Annotated in this window: 19 protein-coding genes and 4 pseudogenes; 10 read left to right on the plus strand and 13 right to left on the minus strand. The window is 41.8% G+C overall.

Annotated features, from left to right (window positions below):
• Positions 1 to 471 precede the first annotated feature (471 nt).
• Entirely contained in the window at positions 472 to 3,018 is a 2,547-nt protein-coding gene (locus tag RE628_RS28470) for a chitobiase/beta-hexosaminidase C-terminal domain-containing protein (RefSeq protein ID WP_309156688.1), read from the plus strand.
• Positions 3,019 to 3,295: 277 nt separating this feature from the next.
• Here the strand turns inward: RE628_RS28470 and RE628_RS28475 are convergent, their stop codons facing one another.
• Both RE628_RS28475 and RE628_RS28480 read right to left on the minus strand, forming a co-directional pair.
• Positions 3,296 to 3,538 carry a WCX domain-containing protein gene (locus RE628_RS28475; protein WP_309156689.1) on the minus strand — a complete coding sequence of 81 codons (243 nt, stop codon included), beginning with the start codon at positions 3,536 to 3,538 and terminating at the stop codon, positions 3,296 to 3,298.
• A complete protein-coding gene (locus RE628_RS28480; protein ID WP_309156690.1) occupies positions 3,526 to 4,224 on the minus strand; it encodes a helix-turn-helix transcriptional regulator in 699 nt (232 codons plus the stop codon). The genes RE628_RS28475 and RE628_RS28480 overlap by 13 nt, the downstream gene beginning before the upstream one ends.
• A gap of 97 nt (positions 4,225 to 4,321) precedes the next feature.
• On the opposite strand from RE628_RS28480, the gene RE628_RS28485 reads away from it, so the two are divergent.
• Positions 4,322 to 4,756, plus strand: coding sequence for a pyridoxamine 5'-phosphate oxidase family protein (locus tag RE628_RS28485; protein ID WP_309156691.1), 435 nt, complete (start codon positions 4,322 to 4,324; stop codon positions 4,754 to 4,756).
• Positions 4,757 to 5,025: 269 nt separating this feature from the next.
• Here the strand turns inward: RE628_RS28485 and RE628_RS28490 are convergent.
• Both RE628_RS28490 and RE628_RS28495 read right to left on the minus strand, forming a co-directional pair.
• A pseudogene (locus tag RE628_RS28490) lies at positions 5,026 to 6,764 on the minus strand (ABC-F family ATP-binding cassette domain-containing protein).
• A gap of 283 nt (positions 6,765 to 7,047) precedes the next feature.
• Positions 7,048 to 10,174, minus strand: a pseudogene (locus RE628_RS28495) (ATP-binding protein).
• 591 nt (positions 10,175 to 10,765) lie between these two features.
• Between RE628_RS28495 and RE628_RS28500 the strand changes: the two are divergent.
• The 5 genes from RE628_RS28500 to RE628_RS28520 all read left to right on the plus strand — a co-directional run bounded on the left by RE628_RS28500 (position 10,766) and on the right by RE628_RS28520 (position 15,350).
• Entirely contained in the window at positions 10,766 to 11,263 is a 498-nt protein-coding gene (locus tag RE628_RS28500) for a MarR family winged helix-turn-helix transcriptional regulator (RefSeq protein WP_309156692.1), read from the plus strand.
• An 84-nt stretch (positions 11,264 to 11,347) separates the two neighbouring features.
• Positions 11,348 to 12,862, plus strand: a complete 1,515-nt coding sequence (locus tag RE628_RS28505) for an MDR family MFS transporter (protein ID WP_309156693.1) — start codon at positions 11,348 to 11,350, stop codon at positions 12,860 to 12,862.
• A 359-nt stretch (positions 12,863 to 13,221) separates the two neighbouring features.
• Positions 13,222 to 13,869, plus strand: a complete 648-nt coding sequence (locus RE628_RS28510) for a TetR/AcrR family transcriptional regulator (RefSeq protein ID WP_309156694.1) — start codon at positions 13,222 to 13,224, stop codon at positions 13,867 to 13,869.
• The gene (locus RE628_RS28515; RefSeq protein WP_309156695.1) at positions 13,869 to 14,798 is read left to right on the plus strand and encodes an alpha/beta hydrolase; all 930 of its coding nucleotides are present in this window, start codon (positions 13,869 to 13,871) and stop codon (positions 14,796 to 14,798) included. The genes RE628_RS28510 and RE628_RS28515 overlap by 1 nt, the downstream gene beginning before the upstream one ends.
• Before the next feature lie 381 nt (positions 14,799 to 15,179).
• Positions 15,180 to 15,350 carry a hypothetical protein gene (locus RE628_RS28520; RefSeq protein WP_309156696.1) on the plus strand — a complete coding sequence of 57 codons (171 nt, stop codon included), beginning with the start codon at positions 15,180 to 15,182 and terminating at the stop codon, positions 15,348 to 15,350.
• 100 nt (positions 15,351 to 15,450) lie between these two features.
• Here the strand turns inward: RE628_RS28520 and RE628_RS28525 are convergent, their stop codons facing one another.
• Positions 15,451 to 15,738, minus strand: a complete 288-nt coding sequence (locus tag RE628_RS28525) for an XRE family transcriptional regulator (protein ID WP_309156697.1) — start codon at positions 15,736 to 15,738, stop codon at positions 15,451 to 15,453.
• Positions 15,739 to 15,767: 29 nt separating this feature from the next.
• Between RE628_RS28525 and RE628_RS28530 the strand changes: the two genes are divergently transcribed.
• The gene (locus RE628_RS28530; protein ID WP_309156698.1) at positions 15,768 to 16,085 is read left to right on the plus strand and encodes a hypothetical protein; all 318 of its coding nucleotides are present in this window, start codon (positions 15,768 to 15,770) and stop codon (positions 16,083 to 16,085) included.
• 300 nt (positions 16,086 to 16,385) lie between these two features.
• Here RE628_RS28530 and RE628_RS28535 read toward each other — a convergent pair whose 3' ends face one another.
• Together RE628_RS28535 and RE628_RS28540 are read right to left on the minus strand one after the other, a co-directional pair.
• Positions 16,386 to 16,748 (minus strand): nucleotide excision repair endonuclease, encoded by a 363-nt coding sequence (locus tag RE628_RS28535; protein WP_309156699.1) that lies wholly within the window; start codon positions 16,746 to 16,748, stop codon positions 16,386 to 16,388.
• A gap of 155 nt (positions 16,749 to 16,903) precedes the next feature.
• Positions 16,904 to 17,140 (minus strand): DUF6953 family protein, encoded by a 237-nt coding sequence (locus tag RE628_RS28540; protein WP_127004066.1) that lies wholly within the window; start codon positions 17,138 to 17,140, stop codon positions 16,904 to 16,906.
• Positions 17,141 to 17,722: 582 nt separating this feature from the next.
• On the opposite strand from RE628_RS28540, the pseudogene RE628_RS28545 reads away from it, so the two are divergent.
• Positions 17,723 to 19,172, plus strand: a pseudogene (locus RE628_RS28545) (serine hydrolase domain-containing protein).
• Between the two features lie 461 nt (positions 19,173 to 19,633).
• On the opposite strand, the gene RE628_RS28550 reads toward RE628_RS28545, so the two are convergent.
• Positions 19,634 to 20,233 (minus strand): YdeI/OmpD-associated family protein, encoded by a 600-nt coding sequence (locus tag RE628_RS28550; protein ID WP_309156700.1) that lies wholly within the window; start codon positions 20,231 to 20,233, stop codon positions 19,634 to 19,636.
• On the minus strand, positions 20,209 to 21,000 hold the full coding sequence (locus RE628_RS28555; RefSeq protein ID WP_309156701.1) for an alpha/beta fold hydrolase: 792 nt from the start codon (positions 20,998 to 21,000) through the stop codon (positions 20,209 to 20,211). The genes RE628_RS28550 and RE628_RS28555 overlap by 25 nt, the downstream gene beginning before the upstream one ends.
• A 247-nt stretch (positions 21,001 to 21,247) precedes the next feature.
• Here RE628_RS28555 and RE628_RS28560 point away from each other — a divergent pair.
• Positions 21,248 to 22,160 (plus strand): annotated as a pseudogene (locus tag RE628_RS28560) (helix-turn-helix transcriptional regulator).
• 264 nt (positions 22,161 to 22,424) lie between these two features.
• Here RE628_RS28560 and RE628_RS28565 read toward each other — a convergent pair.
• The 4 genes from RE628_RS28565 to RE628_RS28580 form a co-directional block, all read right to left on the minus strand.
• Positions 22,425 to 22,931 (minus strand): DUF4303 domain-containing protein, encoded by a 507-nt coding sequence (locus RE628_RS28565; protein ID WP_309156702.1) that lies wholly within the window; start codon positions 22,929 to 22,931, stop codon positions 22,425 to 22,427.
• Between the two features lie 316 nt (positions 22,932 to 23,247).
• Complete coding sequence (locus RE628_RS28570; RefSeq protein WP_309156704.1) at positions 23,248 to 23,430, minus strand: SMI1/KNR4 family protein; 183 nt, start codon at positions 23,428 to 23,430, stop codon at positions 23,248 to 23,250.
• A gap of 62 nt (positions 23,431 to 23,492) precedes the next feature.
• Positions 23,493 to 24,059 (minus strand): Imm44 family immunity protein, encoded by a 567-nt coding sequence (locus RE628_RS28575; RefSeq protein WP_309156706.1) that lies wholly within the window; start codon positions 24,057 to 24,059, stop codon positions 23,493 to 23,495.
• A gap of 37 nt (positions 24,060 to 24,096) precedes the next feature.
• The gene (locus RE628_RS28580; RefSeq protein ID WP_309156708.1) at positions 24,097 to 24,963 is read right to left on the minus strand and encodes a hypothetical protein; all 867 of its coding nucleotides are present in this window, start codon (positions 24,961 to 24,963) and stop codon (positions 24,097 to 24,099) included.
• Positions 24,964 to 25,038: the final 75 nt, after the last annotated feature.

Genomic DNA, 25,038 nt, shown 5'->3' on the forward strand with positions numbered 1-25,038 from the left:
TATTATCTTAGTGACTTGTCTTCAAAACCCCTTTCGAGGGGTTATTTTCATTTTCAGGATTCGTCCATATACCCGGTTAAACCGAAAATTTCTCCCTACTTGTAGTACGGTCCCCCGTAACGGGTTTATCAGCGAAATGCAACGCGTGCTTGCCGCGGTGTGACAGCTCCTAGAAATTTCTCCCATCACAGCGATCGAACTCCAAAATAATACAATTCGTAACATGACACAATTGATGACAAATCTCACTATTCGGCTAAGGAAAATTGTTCTATCATTTCTGTAGCAACAGTACCTATCATTTCTGCAGTTGAAAAACTCATACGGGTAAAAGCACAATACCCGCCCTATTAATTGTAAAATACCCAAACAAATTATTGAGCAGGAAGTGCGCATGACTGGTACAACGATAAAGAGTGGGAGGATAAATATTGCTAATATGTTTGGAGATTATGCCCAAGGGGACGAACGATGAGGTTAAAAATTATAGGTTTATTGATGGCGGTGCTGCTGTGCTTTAATTCTGCCATCTGCTTTGCCGATAGTGCAACAACAGCTACGAAGACTTCAGCCAACTTTACAGACTTAAAAGATCTGGATGCTGCAACAAAAGCCAAGTTCGACGCCATGATTAGCGCTGGGATTTTTGATGGCGTCAGCGATACGACATTCGGGCTCAAAGATGAAATGAACCGCGCCCAATTCGCAAAGGTTGCAGCATTGCTTATGGGTCTTGAAGTCAATAAATATCTGAAGACGTCCAGTTTCAGCGACGTTAAAACGGATGATCGCGCCAACGGTTATGCGCTGCCCTACATTGAAGCACTCAAAAATGCCGGCATTACGGATGGCTATGGCGAAGGTAGATACAATCCGGCTGGCAAAGTAACCAAAGAGCAGCTGGCCACGTTCTTGGTCCGAGTGTTAGGCAAGGACGCGGAAGCAAAAACGAAGACTGGCAACGATAGTACGGTATCCAAATGGGCCCAGGGTTATGTCTCTCTGGCGTTGAAACTAAATATATTGTCTAATGGCGCGAACGGAAAGTTCGGCGGCCAGGCCAACGCAACCCGCGATCTACTCCTTCTAGGCGCATACGAAGCCAAACAACAGTACGTTCCGCTGGATAAGCCGTCGGAGAAGGAAACGCCTTCGGAAAAGGAAACACCTTCACCCGCTCCAACATACGTGCCAACTCCAGTGGTCATAACGCCGTCGAAGCTCGCAACACCTACAGCAAACCCTGCTAGCGGTGCGACAGTTGCCAACAACAGCACTGTAACCCTAAGCAGCACGACAAGCGGCTCAACGTTCTACTACACGACGGACGGATCGGTACCTACGACAAGCAGCACATCTGGCAGCAACGTAACGATTACAGGCGCGCCTAACGATACTGTAACGGTTAAGGCCATCGCGGTTAAATCCGGTATGGTTGACAGTAACGTAGTAACGTTTACGTATACGCTCCAAGATCAAGTGGCAACACCTACAGCAAACCCTGCTAGCGGTGCGACAGTTGCCAACAACAGCACTGTAACCCTAAGCAGCACGACAAGCGGTGCTACGTTCTACTACACGACGGACGGATCGGTACCTAAGACAAGTAGCACATCTGGCAGCAACGTAACGATTACAGGCGCGCCTAACGATACTGTAACGGTTAAGGCCATCGCGGTTAAATCCGGTATGGTTGACAGTAACGTAGTAACGTTTACGTATACGCTCCAAGATCAAGTGGCAACACCTACAGCAAACCCTGCTAGCGGTGCGACAGTTGCCAACAACAGCACTGTAACCCTAAGCAGCACGACAAGCGGTGCTACGTTCTACTACACGACGGACGGATCGGTACCTAAGACAAGTAGCACATCTGGCAGCAACGTAACGATTACAGGCGCGCCTAACGATACTGTAACGGTTAAGGCCATCGCGGTTAAATCCGGTATGGCTGACAGTAGCGTAGTAACGTTTACCTACACGCTCCATAATCAAGTGGCAACACCTACAGCAAACCCTACTAGCGGTGCGACAGTTGCCAACAACAGCATTGTAACCCTAAGCAGCACAACAAGCGACGCAACGTTCTACTACACGACGGACGGATCGGTACCTACGACAAGCAGCACATCTGGCAGCAACGTAACGATTACAGGCGCGCCTAACGATACTATAACGGTTAAGGCCATCGCGGTTAAATCCGGTATGATCGACAGTAGCGTAGTAACGTTCACCTACACACTCCAAGATCAAGTGGCAACACCTACAGCAAATCCTGCTAGCGAAGCGATAGTTGCCAACAACAGCATTGTAACCCTAAGCAGCACAACAAGCGACGCAACGTTCTACTACACGACGGACGGATCGGTACCTACGACAAGCAGCACATCTGGCAGCAACGTAACGATTACAGGCGCGCCTAACGATACTGTAACGGTTAAGGCCATCGCGGTTAAATCCGGTATGGCCGATAGTAGCGTAGTAACGTTTACCTATACACTCCAAGATCTAATGGCAGCAATTCAAGCAGTAAATGATGCAACATCCACTGATGATATGTTTGCCGCGTTACTGTCTCCGCATTTGAACCTCGATCATACGGATTTTACGTCATTGGAGGTTTATGAACGGGAAATCGTAGCCCAGTATCTCCTCGATAATAGAGGATCAGGCTATGCCGATCGGGACAGCATCTCGCAAATATTCGTTAATATTATCGATATGATCTTAGATGATTGGAATGATATCGTCGCAGATGCAACTGCTCTTATAATTGGCTATGCTCCTGGAGATAGTATGAGTACCGTTACTCAAAATATTACCCTACCGACTATTGGTGCTTACAAAGGAGCTAACATTACTTGGACCTCTAGCGATCCCAATGTTATTTCTACCACTGGTCAAGTTACTCGTCCAGCACAAAATACATCAGTGTCTTTGACAGCTCTGCTTAGAAACAGATATGAGCATTTTCAAGTTGAGTTTTCTCTAGAAGTTATGGGAACTGCAAACCCGTAGATCCATAATGGTTTTTAGTAAAATTCAAAGGGATTCAGCCCTTAGGAGAAATCCTAAGGGCCTTTTCTTTGAGGAGATATCAATGAGACAGCAGGTCATTTCAGATAATGATCATCATTACATCAAATAGGCTCCTATTATTAATGAGTTCGATCTATAGGTTTGATTGGGGTGACAGTGCCTAAGGACTGCGCCTGCCACGAATTTCGCCCTACTTATGATACGGTTCACCGCAATGGCTAAAGGGCAAGTTAGAGTGGTTTCTTTGTTTTGTATTTCAAAAATATGCTTTTATTGAATCATTGAGTCGTCTCTTCATTTCATTGCGCACATGCTCAGGTTCAATGCATTGGCATTTATCTCCGAAGCTCATTAGGATTCCGTAACCATAATCATCTTCAATAAAATCAAAATATGCATAGAATTTGCCATTACCGAGGGGAGTAATGTTCTCTTCTCCGCAATAATCCAATATCCGGTCGAGGATGGAATGGTCAAGCTGCAATTTTATTTTTTGCATTTTCCTGGACATGGTATCTGTAAACTCTGAAAAAGCCGGGGAACCTCACCCATGGTAAAACGGTCTTCTGTTCTCTCCATTTCAGATATGCGGGATAGCTTGAATACCCGAAATTGCTGTCGGTTCAAACAATACCCCTGCACGTACCAATGATTTTCTTTCAATAATAGACGATGAGGTTCCAGGGTCCGCTTGACCTTGTCTCCTTTAGCGCTTAGATACATAAAAGACAGTATGCTGCAATTTTCCAAGGCTGTTCGAATCACTTCAACTTTGGTCTGCAGATCATTGCTGCCTAGCCAAGCGGATAAGTCAAAAGAGATTTGGTTGGCTTTCAGCGTAATTTCATGCTGTTTATCCTCCGGGATAAAGCTCTTTACTTTGGCCAGGGTAGCAGTGGTTTCCTCACCGGATAATGTATTGGATATAAAGCCAAGCCCCATCAGCATAGCGGTAATGTCCTTGACCGTAAAAAAACCTTTTTCTATCTTATACTGATTCATGATCCCAATTCCCCCGCCTACACCGGAGCTGGTCACAATCGGGATACCTGCTTGATTAATTGTTTCAATGTCACGATAAATGGTTCTAAGTGAAACTTCGAACAGCTCGGCCAGCTCTTTCCCGCCCATCTTCTCTCTTTGCAAGAGCAGCATAATGATAGCAATCATTCGTTCCAGCTTCATAATCATCCCCCTGAAGTTTATGTACTATGACTGACATACAAGCTGTCAGCGATACATTGCTATACTAAGTTTATCAAATGCTAAGGAGGAAATATAAGTGGATTATAAGAACGAATTTTACCACATATTAGACAAGACCAACGAAATTGCTCTGGCAACAGCGGTAGCAGGTCTACCCAATGTAAGGATTGTCAACTTCTGCTATGATGCCAGCAAGCCGGGAATCCTGTATTTTGCGACGGACAGGGAGAATCAGAAGGTGGCTGAGTTTTCTCAAAATAACAATGTTGCCTTCACAACCGTCCCCTCTGACGGATCTTCCGTGCCGCATGCCCGCTCCAATCATGCAGTTGTACATAAGAGCAGGTACACCATAGAAGAGATCAAGGACCTGTTTTCCCAAAAAATTCCCGGATATGATGAGACGCTCGCAGCCATTGGCGACACATTGGATGTTTTTGAAATCCACATCAAGGATGTTTTTGTCATCGTGGATTATGAGACTGCCGGAGTGGTTTCTTTTGAGGTATAGCACTGCCAGAAATTCAGCATTCGACGTTTGTTATCGCAGTGTATACGGACTCAAAATAGAACTCTATTGCTTCGGAAACATCGGGACCACCAGCCTTTGATTGGATGATCTGATCATACTTAGCTTTTCTATAACGTTAAGAATGGAACTCATATGGTACCTCCCCTTGCAAATCGAATCAAATCCAAAATCTTGAATATATCATATTCTTAACCTAGTACAAAGACCCCTTTTTCGAGGGGTCTCCTTTTCAATAAGAAGGGTGTATTTTAAAGCAACTTAATCAGCTCTTCTAGCTCATCAACCAATACTTTTGCAGATTCAAAATCAGTATTTTTTAAAGCCAATTCTATTTTCATTTCAACTGCTTTTTTATTTTGTTCAGCTTCTAAATAGTCTTTATTAAAATGACTAGCATAAATCATCTGTCTAAATTTACGCATACTCATTTTTCTTATCGTCTTATCGTCGATGATTAAAACATAATCCATACCATTTACAACAGAATAGAAATCATGTGAAATCATGAGAATCGCACCTTTATAGTCTTCAATGGCTTTCTCCAATGCGATTTGTGAATAGGTATCTAAATGGCTTGTCGGTTCATCTAGAAGCAATACGTTTGCTTTACTGGCAGCAACTTTGGCCAATTGAAGCGTATTTTTTTCTCCACCAGATAGAGATTCTATCTTCTGATTAACGATTTCTCCTTCAAACCCATAGCCAGAAATATACGATCTAATCTCATCATACGTTTTAAACCCAGCATCGATGAATTCTTCGAGTATTGTATTAGAATCCTTTAGCATTTCGCCTTGAATCTGAGATAAATAAGCCACTTTAACATCAGCATTTATTTCAATTGAATCCTGATTGTTTTTATAGATATCTCGGAGTAAAGTCGTTTTCCGGTACCATTTGAACCAATAATGGCTACTTTATCCGTAGATTTTATCTCAAAGTTAACATGGTCTAGCAGCAGCTCATCAAAGGCAACACGATAATTATTAACATTTACAACAACGGTATCTTCCATTTCATGATCCATATCAAAACGAATATTCGGTTGCTTCATATCAACAAATGGCGCTTTAATTCTACGTGCTTCCAATCTTTCTTGAAACTTAACTCTGGCTTTTAGTGCTCTCCCTCTAGATGCATCTGCATCAACAGTCGCGATAGCTCTAAGATTATCAATGATGTTATCGTATCTCTCAATTTCTTCTTGTTCAGCGACTGCGATTTCTTGCAACTCAATTTTAGTCTGAAGTAATGAGAAGTTATAATCAATATATCGCCCTTCAAACTCTTGGATCTCTTTATTTTCAAGGTGTATAATTTTGTTGAAACAATGATTCAATAGATATCGGTTGTGCGTAACAACTAGCAGCATTCCTTTGTGAGAATTAATAAGATCTCTTAGCGCATTTAGGTTTTCAAAATCTAAAAATACATCAGGTTCGTCCATAATCATTAAGTCTGGACTACTAAGCATTTCCTTCATCACTTGAATAAGTTTGAATTCCCCACCACTCAGATCGGATACCCTAACATCTTTTAAATTCATGAGGTTTGCTAGATTTAGTTTCTTATTAATTTTGCTCTCAAAATCATCCCCACCGATTGAATCAAATGCGTCTAAAGCTAATTGATACTTTTCTAATAATGAATCAATATCCGATGATGTTTCCATCTCTGTACAAATAGATGTTATTTCATTTTGTATCTTAATAAATTCTTCCGCTATATATTCAAAAACTGTTGTTTCTTTCGTTTTATCTTGTTGGGGGAATTGACTTACATGCCCAATTTTGCAATTCGGGTCAACTTCTAATTTGCCCTCGAACAAATATCTTTCTGGATCCATCAGTATATCTATTAATGTACTTTTCCCATTGCCACTCGTTCCTATAAAAGCGCAATGTTGTGCCTCTTCAAGCGTAAATGAAATGTTTTTATATAGTTCTTTTTGCGGGAATGAGTAAGATAATTTATCAACCTTTATCACAGTATTACCTTCCTTTCTAACTAAAATAGTGACTATTATTAGGTGTATTACAAAATATAGATTTTGAGTGTAACACTGTTTACAACCAACTTCAAACCATTTGAATCCCATCGCTTGGAGTATCGGTAAAAAGTTCCACACTGCCTCCTGACAAATAGCCTAGCTGTTCCATTTCTTTCGAGTTGTATTGCCGCTACTTATGATACGGTTCAGCTTAACGGGGGCATCGGCGATAATTAAGAAAGGAGCAGCCAAGGATGCTCCTCATTCAATCACTTATTTATCACCTAGCTTTATCCCCGCTATTCAACCTGTTATGTACATGAAAAGTTACCTTTGTCCCTGTACCTAACGTACTTGTGATATGAAGTCCTGTTCCGAAGTGCCGTTTTAATCGCTGATCCGTATTAATCAATCCGACCCCTGAACGACTATCTGCTTTTCTTTCAAATATTCGTTGCAATTGAGCCTCGTCTATTCCGTCCCCATCGTCTTCAACGGTTATCTCTGCATGCGTCTTATAGACAAGAATCCGAATTAGAATCGTTCCTCCACGATTACGCTTCATTATGCCATGTCTTATCGCATTTTCAACGAGAGGCTGGATCGTAAGAAATGGGACTTTTATGTCCCCGCAGCCATCTATCTCCCAAATAACCTGTAACCTTTCTTCAAACCGAGCCTTTTCAATATATAGATAAGAACGCACTAGACTTAACTCCTCTTCGATCGGAACAAGCCTATCCATATTTTGGAATTTAAATTTATTCCTCAAAAAATTGCTGAATTCATCGAGCAAATTACGCATCTTATCCAAATCAATATCGCTTAAAGCTACTACAGCATTCAACGCATTAAATATAAAATGAGGCTGGATTTGCGCTTGCAGCCATGCAGCTTCTAATCGCAGTTGTTCCCGAACGGATCGTTTAATCGTAGTTAACGCCTCGATCCGCGATTTTATTTCTATTGCTTCCACTGGCTTCGTCACATAATCGTTTGCCCCCGCTATAAAACCGCTCTGAATATCTTTCGGTTGACTTCTTGCGGTAAGGAGCAATACAGGGAGCTCCGTAAGTGTAAACCGCTCACGAATCATTCGTGTCAGCTCATAACCGGACATTCGCGGCATCATGATATCGGAGATGACCAGATCCCATTCCTTTGTATCTAGTACAGCCAACGCTTCTTTACCGCTCGTTACCATCATTACCTCATATTCGTCCGGTGGTAGTATGGCTTCAAGCACTTGAAGATTGATAGGGTCATCATCAACAATTAATAGGATCGGACGGTCACGATTCATTTCTAATAAAGTTGTTGGTTTCGCAGCCATCGGGATATCTGCCTTTTCCGCTTTTATCGAAACATTTTCTTGAATCGGCTTGAATTGTAATGGTAAAGAATCAAATGAGTTCGTCACATCATTCTCTTCCACCACTTTCAAGTCTGCTAGCTCTAATGAAAATGTAAATGTTGAACCTTCTCCTAAAGCAGAAGACACATCTAACGTACCCCATGAAGCTCAACTAGTTGCTTGCTTATGCTTAAACCTAACCCAAAGCCGCCTTCAATCATGGTCACACTCGTACTGCCTTGCTCATACGGACGGAATAAGCGCTTAAGCATGTGCTCATCCATTCCGATCCCCGTATCAGCAATCACAATATACGCTCTTCCGTCTTTGGCAAAAGCTTGAATCGAAATTGTCCCTTCATTCGTATATTTCACAGCATTATGAAGTAGATTGAACACGATTTGGATCACTCGATTCTCATCCGCAATTACTGGGGAAAATCTTCGGAAATCTGATTTGCAATTTGGACAGACTTTACTTCTGCATTAAATTGCAGCATATCCATTACTCCGGTCACGATCGGCTGAATAAATATGACTTTTTTCTGTAGACGCGGATTGCCTTCCTGTAAGCTCATTACATCAATTAAGTCGTTTAATATCCATGTCAGCCGACGTCCTACAGATAAGACCGTTTCAAGCTCCTTGATGCTCCGTTCCTGCAATAAATGCTGCTCCCTTTGTAAAACAGATTGTGACATGTTAAGAATGCTATGCAGCGGATTTTTAAATTCATGCGAAGTGTTTGCCAGAAATTGATCCTTATGATCATTCATTCTTTGCAAGGTTGCAGCAAGCTCTTTGGTGTTCGCATGCATGATAAAGTAACCCTTAAACCATTCAGAGGCTAAACACCCCATCGCAATAATCATATCGAACGGATAGTAGACAAGACTCAAACCGCTATCCAACAAGATTAACGACCAAAGACAATGGTTCATCATCGCAAGAAAAGAGAAAAGCAGTAAAAGATTGCTCTTTAAATCTTTGATTACTTTTTTAAACATTGTAATCAGCGTAATAACTCCAGCAGTACCAAGTAATAGATAATAAACCGGAAAGAGCATAATCACTTGAGTTGGATCTAAAAACAAAGTGATGCCAGCAGTCCCTAGATTCATTACTTTATAGACAGGGTACATCCTACGCCAATATGGAAGCTCGCGATGATTCGTACACTGGAGCAAAGCATAGGCTGCAATAACGAAAGCAATATTAGCCACCCTGAAATCCCAATTAACCCCAATGTAGTATAATTGATGGAACAACTTCTCATCCGTACTAAAGACACTCATGATCGTTACACATAATGCAAGCAAACTGAAATAAAGCAGCTTCTTTTCCTTATTTCCTAGCAAATACAAAATAAGCGCATAGACAGCATGCATAATAAATATAATCGCTGCCAAAAATTGCATAAAAGTGGAAGCTTTCGTCTCTTTGGCAATGGCTTCTTTTGAACCAAATTTAACGGATCGAACAATGCCCCCGCTTCGACTATCCACATAATTTGCCGCCTGAATGACGAGTTCGATTACACCGTTGTCATCTGCTGTAAAGGTTGTAGAATAAGGTAAGTCCTTCGAAATATATTCATCCTTTGTTGTCGCTACCTGTCCGGATTTAGTAAGCAATCGACCGTTTACATATAATTCTGATGCAGTGCGTACGCTGGGTACACGAATACTATAATTAAGGTGCTTTGCTGGGTCTACATAAAGACGCAAACGATAAGAGCCATACCCGTATGGAGATGGCTTGTCAGCATGCAAAGCTTCACTCCATCCTCCCGGTACCTGAATATGCCTTGGCGCATTATCGCCTAACAATTGTTGCCGACTACCATCTATCAACCATTGCGAAGGATAAAACTCCCATTCGCCATCAAGTAAGAGAATGCTGCCATCTTCTGCATTCCAATTACGCAAATCGGATTGCCCATTATAAATTGACGCCTGTTTGGGAACATGAAACGATTCCATCCACAAAATGCGCAAACCGGTTAAAACAACTAATATGGAGACTAGCAATAATATAATATAGCTCTTTTTCATTTGATATTTAGATGAGTGCGTTTCCAAGAAGTATTTCTCCCCTAGTCATTTTCTTCTAAGACATTTAAATAAGTACTTACTGTCCATAATTTATCACAGTTAATATAGCAGAGAAACGGACGATAGAGATATCTTTATGTCTATTATATAGAATTGCCTACTTGGAATTTCGCGAGCTTGTTGTTCAAAGGTAATTTCTAGGTGCCGTCAAGCCGAGGGCCTCGAGCACGCAAGCGAGCCTCCCGGAAACCGTACTGTACACTCCTTTTCACTACTAATGAAGTTCCTTATCGATTATATGTTGTGACTTCCTTTGTACAACACCCATCCGAGCATAGATATGAAGAGCGACAGCCTTACAATCTCTCCTGCATCACTCACTACAGCTGTTATGATAAGAATAACCACACACCTTGGGGGATTAAGCCAATTAATTCGCCCTATTTATGATAAGGTTCAGCTTAACGGGGGCATCGGCAAAAAAAGCGATTATTCCCTTTTAATAGTGGAGTTATCTTTGGGCTTGAAAATTTTAAATCAACCTTCTATAATTTGCTTAAAGCAAACAAATTATTGGAGGGAGTACAATCAATGAATGCAAATAAAGAAATGATGAAAGAATTGGCTTTGACTATGTTGACTGTTGCTCATGAAATTAAAGATCTGCAGTCCAGAGGGATCGATCAGGTAACGGCTCTCATCTTGGATTATTGTCATACGCACGAGGCAGTTCGTGCCTCCGACATCGCAGCCGTCCTTGAAGTAAACCCGTCCTCCATTACCCGTCGAATTCAAGCCTTGGAGCAAGACGGGGTCATTCGTTTGACCAAAGACCCTGCCGATCAACGCTCCGTTCTTATTAGCGTTACGAGCGATGGCAAGCGGCTATTAGATACTTTGACTGAACAGGCTACTCATTTATTCTCCTCAATAATCGGTCATTGGGACGCGGATGATATCCAAGATATAACGAATTTAATGTCCAGATTCTCAAATGAGCTAACAAGCTGGAAGGCGAAATACCCCATAAGCGATAAAAAAGCCCATCGCAGAAAAATAATCCAATCCTGGAAAACGGAAAAGCCGTAATTAAGTAAATGAACAGGCTCTGCCTGATTCTTTACACTTATATTTGCTTAACACAAACAAATTTAATGAGAAGGTGAATTAAACGTGGCAAAAAGCAATACAGGCTTGATTTTAACCGGATTGTTGATCAGTCTTTTCGTTGCCGCATTAGATCAGACTGTTGTGTCTACAGCCATGGGAACGATCGTTGCTGATCTTGGCGGAATCGATAAATATGTATGGGTATCATCCGCTTACTTCATCGCGGAACTCGCAGGCATGCCGATTTACGGTAAACTCTCGGATATGTTCGGACGCAAACGTTTTTTTGTGTTCGGCGTATTCATCTTTCTTCTTGGATCGATTCTTTGTGGACTCGCTCACAATATGGTTGAGCTTAGTATCTATCGAGCTATTCAAGGTATCGGGGGTGGTGTTGTAGAACCTATTGTCTTCACCATTGCCTATAGTATTATTCCGGATGAAAAAAGAGGACGGATCGGAGGATTATTCGGGTCGGCATTCGGCTTGGCAAGCATTCTGGGGCCCCTATTGGGCTCCTATTTAACGGAGATGCTTGGTTGGCGCTGGATCTTTTATCTCAATTTGATCCCGGGACTGATCAGCCTGGGTTTGGTCATTTTCTTTTATCGGGAAACCCATACCCGCTCCAATCAAAAGATTGATTGGCTGGGAACGTTCACGCTTGTAGGTTCTCTTGTTTGCTTGTCTTTTGCCTTGGAGATGGGAGGGAGTGAATACGAATGGACTTCTCCTGTCATCGTTACATTATTTTTCATGTTCGTACTGCTGTTCTGTACCTTCTTATATGCCGAAAAGAAAGTGCCGGAGCCGATCATTTCATTCCGAATGTTCAAGAACAGACTCCTCTCCACATGCCTCCTATTGGCATTTATATATGGAGCAGCCTACATTGTTGTAATCGTGTATATGCCCTTATTCGTACAAGGTGTTATGGGACGACCAGCAATCAATTCTGGATTCATTTTGATACCTCTGCTTCTTAGCTCGATCCTAACCAGCATGACCGGTTCGACGCTCATTAGGAAAATCGGTTATCGCGTTACTATGCTGATATCTGGATGCGTCTACGCGAGCGGCGTTTTTCTTCTGATTCGAATGACCGAGGACACGACACCGTTGTTGTCTGCTCTCTACATGATCGTTATCGGAATTGGGGTCGGCTTTTCTTTCTCTGTCCTAAGCATTGGGACGAATCGGAGCGTCGACGGGGCTGAGCGGGGAGCCGCAAACTCCATTCTAACGTTTCTGCGCGCATTCGGCATGACCGTCGGCATTACCGTATTTGGCATCATTCAGAAGAATTTGCTGACCAATCAGATAAGCAAGTTGCTATCCGATAATGAAAATGCAAAGGGGCATCTGCAAAACCTGAATCCGGAAGCTCTGCTGACGCAGGGAGGGCGTTCGCAAATCCCTGATGATTTATTGAGAAGGATGACCGGAGCGTTTGCCTACTCGCTCACTCACATGTTTATGTGGTTATTTGTTCCCGCGACGTTAATATTGGTCTTTGCTCTTCGAATGAGCAAGGAGAAACAAGTTGCCAACGGTCGGCCTTATGGACAAACCGATTAAGACCAAGGGCGGTTCGCTTAAGCATCAGTAGTATCACTCTACATGTTTCGCGGCTAAGGCCAAAAATTTCGCCCTACTTATGATACGGTTCAGCTTAACGGGGGCATCGGCGAAAAATGCGCCTAAGTGTGCCGCGCGGCATGGCAATAAACTCGTCAGTTGCTTGCCGCCGCGCTACTTCGTCTTTGTTCTTAACAGCGTCATGACGAAATAAATCGGCAGCATCGACTTAGTGAAACACGAAAATATATAAGTTGATTTTACTTATCAAGAATTATTAAAAAAGAGTTGATATTTATGCCTATTTGTTTTAAACTTATGAAAAAACATACCGATTGAATGTTTTTAGGAGGGGCAATTTGAGGAAAAAATATACAGCAAAGGAAGTCAGAAACTTAATACTAGATACTGCTTCTGTTTTATTTATTGAGAAAGGGTATGAGCAAACTTCTATCAGTGATATTGTTGCTGGATTGGATGGACTCACTCGGGGTGCTATTTACCATCATTTTGAATCCAAATATCAAATTATTGTAGGAATCGCAAAAAGGTTTATACCAGAACAAGATTTATTAGATTCTATCGATGAGCGAGATGATTTAAGTGGTTTAGAAAGAATTCAAAACATTTTACTCGAAACTATGTTTAATGAGGATATTACGAAATCGACAGCAATTTCGTTGTCCTTACTTAGGGATCCAACTTTTATTTCGATTTATAACACTCAAATTTGCGAAGTTCTGGCTCCAAAAATAGAAAAGTATATTAATGCAGGTAATGAGGATGGCTCTATCACAGTACCACAACCAGAACAAATGGCAGAAATCATTATTTTATTAACAAGTACTTGGTTCATTCAAGCACTATTTCCAAATACAGTTGAGACGTTTTTTGAAAAATTAAAAGCTGCTCAATATGTGTTAAAAGAAAGTGGAGTAAATGTTATAAGTGATGAAGTCTTTTCAACAATCTTACGGAGGCTACTAAGTAAAAAAAGGAGTAAGTAATGAAAAAAACTTCAAAAATTTTGGGGATTATTTCACTATCAATACTAATCATTATTGCATTGTTTTTTGTAGGAGTTTTTATTAACAATAAAATTCAACTGAGTCGTGAAGGAAAGAAGATAGTTTCTTACGGTGAAACTGTTGTTATAGATGGAAAAAAAATGCAATTCCAGATCTCTGGGAAAGGTGAAAAGACAATCGTTTTATTACCTGGCTATATGACAGCTGCACCAATAATTGATTTCAAACAACTGATTAATGAGTTAGAAAAAAATTATCGAGTTATTGCGGTAGAACCTTTTGGGTATGGTTTAAGTGATGATACGGACAAAGAAAGATCTGTTGAAAATTTAACCGAGGAAATACATGAAGTTTTGGTTAAGCAGGGAATTAATAAGTATACTATTATGGGGCATTCTATTTCAGGGGTCTACTCTCTTGAGTATATTAAAAAATATCCTCATGAAGTTGAAGCTTTTATAGGAATTGATAATAGCCTTCCTTCACAAGGGGGTGCTGATGATAATAAAGAGGGGACCATTGAATTTTTAAGTAAGTCGGGACTATTCCGATTACTCTCAAATATGAACGCCAACATGTTGAACATTCCGGATGTGGGAGATAAACTAGGTGAACAGTATAAATATATATCACTTAAAAATATAGGGTCAAAAGCAACAATGAATGAAGGCAAATCAATGCTAGAAAATTTTAATAAAACTGCTGAGATACAGTATCCTAAAAGTCTACCCGTTTTATATTTTTTGGCTACTGAAAGTACTGATACTGATGATAACTGGTTGAAGATTCATCAAGACATGGTTAAAAATAGTGAAAAATCAGCTATTAAAATAATAAAGGGAGGACACTATTTACATCATACTGAATCAAAGCAATTAGCTGAATTTACTGCATCTTTTTTAGAATGATAATTTATTAAAACTTTATTGACAACTGGACCCAATCTGGCGATTTTACGGTATCCTTAAGGTCTCACTCTCAAAGGATAAAATCCCTGAAAGGGTTATAGACCGTAGTCTACCCGATTTCCGAGCGGACAACGGCGAAAAATGCGCCCAAGTGTGCCGCGCGGCGGTATTCCGAGCTTCAAAACGACTTGCGTTTTGCAGGTAAGCTCTGTAACGTAGAGCTTACCGAACTACTGCCAAAAACCACGAGAGCCGAAGCAACCGGGCAATTCCTTCATAATCCCTCTCAAATCATTCACCGAAGTCAAGTTTGTAATTAGTCCCGCTCCTCCTCTATGCTTTACTCGAATCCGAACTTGTACAATATGGGGGAATGGGCTAATGGAATGGGATGAATTACGGAGTCGCTCCGATAGGCTTTATGGCACTCAAGCATCTGATGCTGGTTTAACCGGGCAATCGATTGACGCTTATCAAGTTGAATTGCTCAAGCTGTATGATCGCTGGACTGGAGTAAATACAGAAATCTCCTTGCAGGGTAATTCCGTGTGACCAGCATGTGCCCAGAACAGGTGTACGATTCTCGACCCAAATGAATCCAGATAAACCAAAACCACCAATAACCCGAAATGGCATTGGTGGTTTTTCGTTTTTAATTATTGTTAAATGCTTGAATTAGCTCTTTATTGATCCGCTTTATGATCTCAATCTTATTACTATCCAGATTGCTTATCATGGCAATAAACTCGTCAGTTGCTTGTTGCCGCGCTACCTCGTCTTTGTTTTTAACAGTGTCATGACCAAATAAATCGGCGACATCGATTTGGAGAGCTGCATATATTTTCTCCAAAGTATCTATGGTGAAGTTCCGTTCTCCCGTCGCCAAGATGATCTCCGTGACCTTCTCACTGGACTTATCCGTTACGGATGAATCTCTCATGTAAATGCTTCTCTAATGCTCTTCCACCTGTGGTCCAAGAATTCAACTTAACCCCCATTAAAGTAGATAGAGTACAAAATTCAGGAATTATTACCGACCAAATTATTGACTATATTTCTACAAGTAAGTATGTTATTGCAGATTTAACTGGCGAGAGACCTAATACTTATTATGAAGCAGGTTTTGCACATGCATTAAATAAAGAAACTATCCTGACTATAAAAAGGGGAGAAAAGATTCATTTTGATCTTTCAAGTCATCGTTTCATACAATTGGAAACTGAAGCAGATCTACGTAAACAATTAAGAGATAGATTCAGCAATCTGACTAGTAATAATGATAAGTAATTTTGAGGGGTCGCTAAGTGTATTTTACTTAGCGACCTTTTATGTTGCAGTAATTACGCATAACGTCGTATTCACGAACTGCGTAAATCCCCCCGATTTACTTATATCCCTGAAATTTGCAATAAATCCGACTCACTTATAGTAGCACAATATGGGAAAATGTAGCGCAATATTGCTTCCTTATCAAAGCAAAAACCCCTCAACCCAAAGGCCGTAGAGGTTAAAATTCAATCTATTCCACAAGCGCACTAACACTTCAAACTTCAATTTTTCGCCGTCACTTATGGTAAGGTTTGTCATTTATGCCTGCCTGAAAAATACTTTGTCTTCGTTATATTTGGCCTTGCCTTCATTAATGATATACGTTTCATAAATTTCTCTGTGGATAGGATCTTCAACGATACAAACTTCGATTTTCGTTACTTCGTCTCTATGCATTCTGATCGGGGATACGGTATCCTCAAAATGTTTTTTTATTCTCGGTCTAAGCTTTCTGGCTTTTCCGACGAACAACAATTCATCTTTATCGTTGTAAAACATGAAAATTCCACCTAACTCTCTAGTGATCAGGTGAAATTCCGTGAAGCCGTAAATGTTGCTTTCCTGTGAACCAACCTGTTTGGTAATGGTGACATTAGGTGTGGGAATGATGATATTGATCATAATAGTCTACTTCCTTTACTTGTATTAGATTGTGTACTGTGCTCGTACTTCAAGCATACTACATGGTATCACATTATACCCAACTTCTTACGATGCTCCATGAGCGTATATGGAAAATCGGTAGATTTCATGGAGTTCGAGCACCATCATACTCTTCAGGTCCAAGCCCATAAGAATCCGTCGCGGTCCCAAGCAATTCTGCCGCCGTGGAGTTTGCGGAAAGCCTTCTTCACCTCTTTAGACAGCGATGTATTTCCATTCTCATTCACGAATACGAATTGTTCTCCGAAATGGGTCTTCACATATTCAATCGCATCGGCCTGGTATAGCGTTCCCGTAAACCTGATTTCCTTGACCATCCATTCCGCCACTTCCTGTGCGGTTACTTCCATAGGATTATTCTCCTTTCTACTCGCTTATTGCCCCATTGCTGGGTGTGAGGTGAGAAAAACGCAAAAATGATGACAAAGCTGCGCGCAAGATTCGCTGATGGTAGTAGGAAGCCAATAACAACGAAGACCTAACACATGCCTGCTGCGCATTCGCCTGACATCAAAATCCACATACCTTCCAACATTCCTCAGACAACTTCACCAATATTATTTTTCGCCCTACTTATGATACGGTTCACCATATCATCTATAAAGCGAACTTAACTCCTATCAAAAGAACTCGTCCATAAGGTAATAAGTGCATCACAAAGAGATCGAGCTAACCTTTGATGAGAAGATTGAGGAATACTTCCAAACTATTGCCCCTTCCGCTAATGATGAAGCAGAGGGGCTTTTTGTGTTCCTAGCAAAATAGTTCGTAGTAAGTAGAAGATTATGATAGCAATCTAATTTTTTATATCGTATGATTCTTAACATACAATAAGAGTTTGCAATAATAAGCTTCATAATATATATCTTATTACACTTTAGGGGAATAAATTTATATTTTCCGTACGGGAGTTTTTTCGGAATGGAGAGACTATGAAAAAAATTATTGCCTTTATGATTGCATTACTTATACTGTTCACCGGATTCGCAACACCAGGTTATGCATTATCAGATTCGCAATCTGATTCAATACAAACATTGTTGGATGATGCAAGCCGTATATCAGGTGTACCGGGAATGTCAATCTCAATACTTGCGAACAATGAAGTGCACTACTTTTCTTCTGGGTACGCAGATCGCGAAAAGGGACTGTCGGCAAGTGAAAATACTCTATATGAGCTGGCTTCGGTAAGTAAATCCTTTACCGGCATGGGTATTCTGCTGATGGAAGAACAAGGACTGCTGTCAATGTCAGACTCTATCCATAAATATTTGCCTTGGTTTACGTTAAAGTATCAGGGGAAACACGTTGATATGCAAAGTATGACACTCAATAACTTTTTACACCATACTAGCGGCTTAACAAATGGCCCTCACAATCAAAACATTCCACAAGGCAATACGCCGGATATGTTGCAAAAAACCGTAGAAATGCTCGTAGATTCTGAATTGTCGTTCTATCCTGGTGAGCAGCATAATTACGGAACTGTTAATTATGACGTATTAGGTCTGGTTATTGAGATTGTGTCGGGACAAAGCTATGAAGACTTTATGAAGGAACAGGTATTTCAGCCGTTGGGTCTTCACCAGACGTATGTTTATAAAGAAGATGCTCAAGCCACCGGACAGTTGGCACAGGGCTACCGTTCTTCCTTTTTTATGACAACTCCATATAACGCGCCAGATTATTCCGGGAATAAACCCGCAGCCTACATCATTTCTAGTACAAAAGATATGGCACGTTGGATGGGCATACAGATGGGTATTGTGCAGGATATACCTGAAATATTCCATACAGTTATCGAAAAATCACATCAGGGTGATATGTCTGTTCCGGCTGTCAACGAAATGTATTATGCGGCGGGCTGGTCGGTAAACGCCAACCAAACGATTATAGAGCACCCAGGGGGAAATCCTGAATTTCGGGACCGAAATGGCCATATTGCTAAATGAACGAACAGCCATCTGCTTGCTGACCAACGGCGCAAATATCAATAGAAGCATGGTACTAAAAGTTAAAGATATATTAGACGGCAATCTGACGCAGTCATATGGAATAAGCGGCACACAGCTTTTGGACATCATTTTGTCGTCTACCACAATTATTCTTTGCCTATTGGCTGTTCTGTTCTTTCTCTTAGGATTACGCAGAAAGAAAACGAATGAGCGGCAGCCAATGACAAAAAAGCGAATAATCGTAACAGCTATTTTGCTGATTGCTACGATTGTCCAGTGTATTATGTTCTATGCATTAGATTGGTCAGCGATACTAATTTGGCAAACATATAGTGTTCTTACAGCTTTGATTTCGTCGGCATTATTAACAGTAAGCATTACATGGTTTGTATACACTCACCGATATAATGCCTCGCTCCGAAAATAAGCATTCCATTCGTTCGCCTTATTGAAAAAACGCGAAGATTTCTTTTAATGAGAGAACAATATCAGCAAAGAGGAAGTGCCAGGCACCCCCTATTTTCGAGCTTGACAAAATTGATGAAAATGAAAGAATAATTACCTGTTATACCGTCGAAAACCCGTAAGAAAAGAAAAGAGACTCCTTGCGGGAATCCCTATAATCGAAGTTTAAAATAATCATTTCCCTTCTCTTATTCACTCGATCTTGAAGAAACCCAAAGATCATTTCTGCATATGCAGCAACGATCATGGGATTACTCGTTAGCGATTTGATTTATGCCTCGCATTTAAAACGTTCTGACTTTTGATGAGAATTAAACCCTAAATGATTGAGAAATACAGTAGCTCCTCTCTCCTAAGGATCAGGGAAACAATAGACCCAGATTTATGCAGTACCAAAAATCCTTTTAACGATTCTTTTGTTGTTTATATTTCCTTATTCTGTAATATTTTTTTGCGATGTTGAAATTTTAGCCCTTCTTCAGATGAAGCGATCAATATTCCAAGCCTTCTTAATCGTGTCTCTTCTTTCTTGGCGCTCATTACCCACCAGATAGAATCTCTTTTATAGGATGGTGGTAAATTAGTGAAGAATAGCCCGGCTGTTTGATTTGCCTTGATTTGTTCTTCATATTCTTTGGCAAGTTCCACGTTTCTTTGTTCAGAGGAATAGCCTTGTGCATCGGTTCTGTTGTTAAAGACGTGCATTCCTTCTGGTCTCATCTTTCCAAGCTGTATTAGTGCTTTTACCTTCTTTACGTTCACAGCACTCCATACACTATTTACTTTGCGCGGAGTAAAGCGAATCTTATAGCTTTGTTTATCAATGGTTTTTCGTATACCGTCAATCCACCCAAAACAAAGAGCGGCATCTACTGATGCAGACCAAGTAAGGCTTGCACGCCCTGTACTTATCCCAAAATAGCCCACCCAAATTTCACTAGCTTCAGCATGATGTTCTTCTAACCAATCGTTAAACTCTTCTTGGTTGTTGAAAAAAACTACATCTCCCATTGTTCCAGCCATTTTAAAATCGCTTGGTTTGTTTCTTCCGGCTTTTCTTCCTGGATCCAATGACCGCAATCCAGATTGACCACTTCCACATTGGGCACGAACTTTGTCAGGTTTTCAGACTTCGCAACCACATCCCGGTCGCCGTAGATCATGAGGGTCGGCTGCTGGATGATTGGGTTCACTTTCGCCAATAAGCGCCAGTTGCGGTCAAGGTTCCTGTACCAATTTATGCTGCCCGTGAACCCTGATGTTTCAAAAGCGGAGACGTAAACGGCTAGCTCGCTTTCGCTCAATACGGGCTCACCGAGCGGTGTTTCTGCTCTGGCGAGATTGATCAACGCCATACCTGGCTCAGGTGCTCTGAGAGGCTCGTTCTTCCGGTACAGGTTGCGAAGGAACCTGTATGTATTGTCTTCGAATACGGCGTCCGCGACGCCTGGCTGTCGATTGAAGTGGACGAAATAGAAATCGCCGCCAAGTATTTCTTCCATGAACTCGATCCAGGGTTTTTCTCCGCGCTCTTGGTAAGGCAAGCTCAGATTTATCACTTTATTGACGCGGTTTGGATGCAACAAGGTCAGTCCCCAAACGACGAATGCACCCCAGTCATGACCGACAAAGGTAGCGTCCTCGTATCCATAGTGATCGAGAAGCGCGATGAGATCACCCGACAAGTGTTCAATGTCATAGTCTGTTACTTCGGTCGGACGGGATGAGTTGCCGTAACCCCGCTGGTTGGGGACGATGACATGGTAGCCCGCTGCGGCAAGTGCGTCCATCTGATGGCGCCAAGAAAAGGCATGCTCTGGCCAGCCGTGGCAGAGTACAATAGGTTTTCCTGCGTTTCTCGGCCTGCTTCAAACACTTCGAGTTCCACACCGTTGGCTGAAATATGGGTGGGCTTGGGGAAATCGGTTGGATTAAACATTGAATTAAAACCTCCTTCTTGTGATACTTGTAGTATATTGGATAAAAGGTGACATCAAGGTGTCACCTTTCTGAAATCATGTAAAAAAGAGGGCAATTATGGACAAAGTGGAGAGACTCATTTCGATTATCATGATATTGCTGAAAAAAGAGGTTGTTTCTACAACGGAATTCTCACAACTATTCAATGTCTCCAAAAGAACGATCCTTCGCGATATGGAAACATTGAGCTTATCGAACATCCCGATCTACTCTGTCAATGGGGTCAAAGGGGGCTACGGCATAATGGATGAATACAAGGTTGATAAACGCCTTTTAAGCAGCTCCGATTTACAGAATATATTAACTGCGCTCGGCGGATTTGAACAAATCCTCCGTACTGAAGAAGTTGAAAGAACGATAAAAAAAATAGAGGCAATGGTTAGTCCATTGTCTCTAAATCGTTCCATTCAACTGTCGTTTTATGATTGGGAAGGTCGGTCCGAGATTCTTGAAACCTTAAAGACATGTCAAGAATCCATTTCAAAAAAGAGGCTGGTTTCGTTTGATTATACAGATAAGGGCGGGGCTGTAACGAATAGAATGGTCGAGCCCTATGAGCTGCATTTTAGCGAATCGAGTTGGTACTTGAAAGGATTCTGTTTACATCGACAGGGATATCGAACTTTCAAGTTATCTCGGATCGATCATATTACTATGGATGAACGCGCGTTTCATCCTAGAGACGATTGGTCAGAGCAAGTACACGAAGCAAATTATCTACCTGAATTCGTCACGATTAAGGCATGGATATCGCCTAGCATAAAAGATTTAAATCATCGAAAGGTATGGTCGAAGAAGTATTGAAGACCATAGTTCTGGATTTTTATTAGCAACCATTTATGTCCCACAAAATCGTATGGGATTTCAACTTTTAGCAAGCTTCGGCACTCATCTAAAAGTTGTAGAGCCCAAAACCTATGTTGAAGACTTTCGAAATTATTTATATCAAATGATAGAGAACTATTCCTGATATATTTAGCATTAAAGCTTCAACCTTCAACTCAACTTTCCGCCCTATTTATGGTACGGTTCTCCGTAACATCTATAGGGCGAATTAGATTATGAACGGTAACGAAAAGCATGCTCCCCTAGAGGCCGCAAGGCTTACATCCTCCTTAATCTCGACCATTTTATTAAATCGGAACATAGTAGACGGTCAGAGTTCCCGAAAGCGGATGCTTCTACTCCGCCGCTTCCGCCAACCATACTTGCATAGCCGGAGATTCTGCCCGATTCAAACGTAGGACGATTTCGGTTTTATCTCATCCGGCGGCATGACTTCGACAAGGACGCATACTGACTCTCGCAGTTGATTCAAGGCAAACACGCCTTCATCATCGAGCATTTTCATCGCCAGCTCCATGGCCTTCAGTCTCAAATCAAACTCGTGATTCCCTTCATCATTCTCAAGATCCGCATTGAAAGGACGCTCGATAAATCGTTGTTTAACGTGATCGAAGTTCTCATCCCCAAAACAACAATAGTGCGAATCGGCGTAGGACCATTTGATGAGTTCTGCAATCGTCGATCCCGGTGTGTCACTTTCGTCTCCTTGCCTGGCCGATTCTATCTCCAAAGCTTCCCACGACCAGGCGGAGATGCTTGGCGCATGTCCCTCGCCAGTAGTATATAGCGTACAGTAATAGTAACGTTCACCATTTTCAAAAAGAGCGCGAAAAGGCGTTCTGGCAGCATCGGCAATCTCTATCGCCAGCGTCTCTATTTCTTGCATCGGCTTCATGACAACGCCCCTCCTCTCCGTTAGTCGATCAGCTCAGATTATTTAAGAACGCTCGTCAATCAGCCGTTCTAGAAACTCCGCAAACGTTGAAGCATACTCGTCGATCAAATCATTCATGAGATCATAACACATGACCGGAAATTCTCCCTGACTATCTCTAGCAGACGTATCAAAAAAATAAAGCTCGTCGCTATCCGGCACGAACAAGTCCAGTCTGTGGGGAAACCGGCTACCCACCATTCTTCAGCTATATTCAGTCTGTGTATATAAAGAAGGTCGCCGTCGTAATACTCTCTGTGTTCCGGAGCAGCAATCGTTAGAATATTCCGCCATTTAGCCCGGCATAACCATAATGAATCAACCACCAGCGATAAGATGGCGGCAGGCGGAATCCTAATTCCTCTTCGGCTTCTGCTATCCAGCTTTCTTCCGCACCATGACCAGGAAACCATTTTAAAGCGGAAGTCGTTTTCAGTTTTTCTGCCAAACGCTCATACATGAGTTCGATCCTCTCTTCCTATTCATGAGTTTATTGTAAGTTTTGAATATCTCTCCTGCCTTCTACAAATGATATGGCAGCGCTTTTCCTACTACAAGGTTGTCAGGATGAACGTCAGTTGGCTCATAGTCATTCATGCGGAGAAGGATATACTCAATTTCTTCTAATGGCATCTGCAATTTTTGGCTGACTTCATAAAGACCCATGTCTTGCGAAAGAAGTTTCCGTGCTTGATTTATCTTTCCATTTAGCCAATTGTTTTTAAGCATCCATTTTTTCACCAGGTCCAGTAGTTGATTTTGGGTTTCCTTATCTGCATGCTGTTTATATTTAGCAACGGACTCTAACAGATAGTTATAGAGGTAAATACCTAATACCTCACGTTGCTCATGCTTGGACAACCGTTGATACTGCTCATAACTAATGCTGATATCTAAATCGAGGGTATGATCCCTGCTATCAAAACGTCTGGATGTTTTTCGACCATAACTTTCAGGTAAAACACGCAATACAAAAAAGATATCATAGGGAAACTTCCATGTATTTGCTAATTCCTCTAACGGTAGCAGTTCATCTCTCAATTGACCCACACACGTTCCATGTGTATCCAGAGTAAAAACTAGTTTCATGCATACCTCCCTCTCCCACACTTCAGGAGCACCCAGATCATCTGTTATTTCCTGAGATCGCTTCGCACCCTTTCGACAAGAGCCACTGCTCCATAACGGCAAACGCCTGTTGTGCATCCTGTTCATAGAAGACGGCCACCTCTTGCTGGTAGGCATAATTCAATCGTACATAGCCACCTAGTTGCCGGTAGAACAGGAAGCAAGCATATTGGGTCTCAATGGACAAATCAGGTGGAAAATCCGCTTGGCACATTCCGGCAAGATCGGGCAGCGAAAGCTGGTCCTGCCCTTGTGGTAAACGCAAAAAGAGATGGCTCCGAGTGCCCGTCCACGGTTCATAATAGACAGCCTCCTCTTGACTGATTCCATACACCTGACGATATACTTCGTCCAGCACCAAGGCGTACATTCCATCGTCTTCCTGCTCGCGTACCTGCAAAGAAATCGCCTTTACGTGTACCGCGTGCCGAGGTAGCCAGAGCAGCCCAGCCGTCTGGGGATGCACTGCCAGAAAATCACCATCCACCGTTGTACCTATTACGATGCACTCGCCGATCTGTTGCTCAGTAATGGGGCTGTCTTCGTCATGCTCCCATAACCCGTACTCGGCAAAAGGTTTAAGCACCTCCGTATCTGGAAACTGGACATTCAACCACCCTCTGTAAGTCCCTTCGCCGAATCGCCGCAAAAACCGGAGGTAGCCCGGTGGATAAACAGTGGCGTCTTTCTTCGTAAGTGCTTGGTTTCGGCCATCAGACAGCGGTTTTGGTCGAGATACAATGTACATAAATACTCCTCCTGTTACCATAATGATCAATAGGCATAGCTCGGTTTGAAATGAAACGGACCTGCACTTCGCTTTGGAATGAAGCAGCAAAATACAAATCTGAACAGCAGTTACCATAATTGGTATAATCTGTACCGAGGCTTTCGTTTAGAAGTTTAGCGGTGACCGCCAGTCAAGAGACGGTTATAAGCT

Source organism: Paenibacillus sp. D2_2, from assembly GCF_031199965.1.
Classification (GTDB): domain Bacteria; phylum Bacillota; class Bacilli; order Paenibacillales; family Paenibacillaceae; genus Fontibacillus.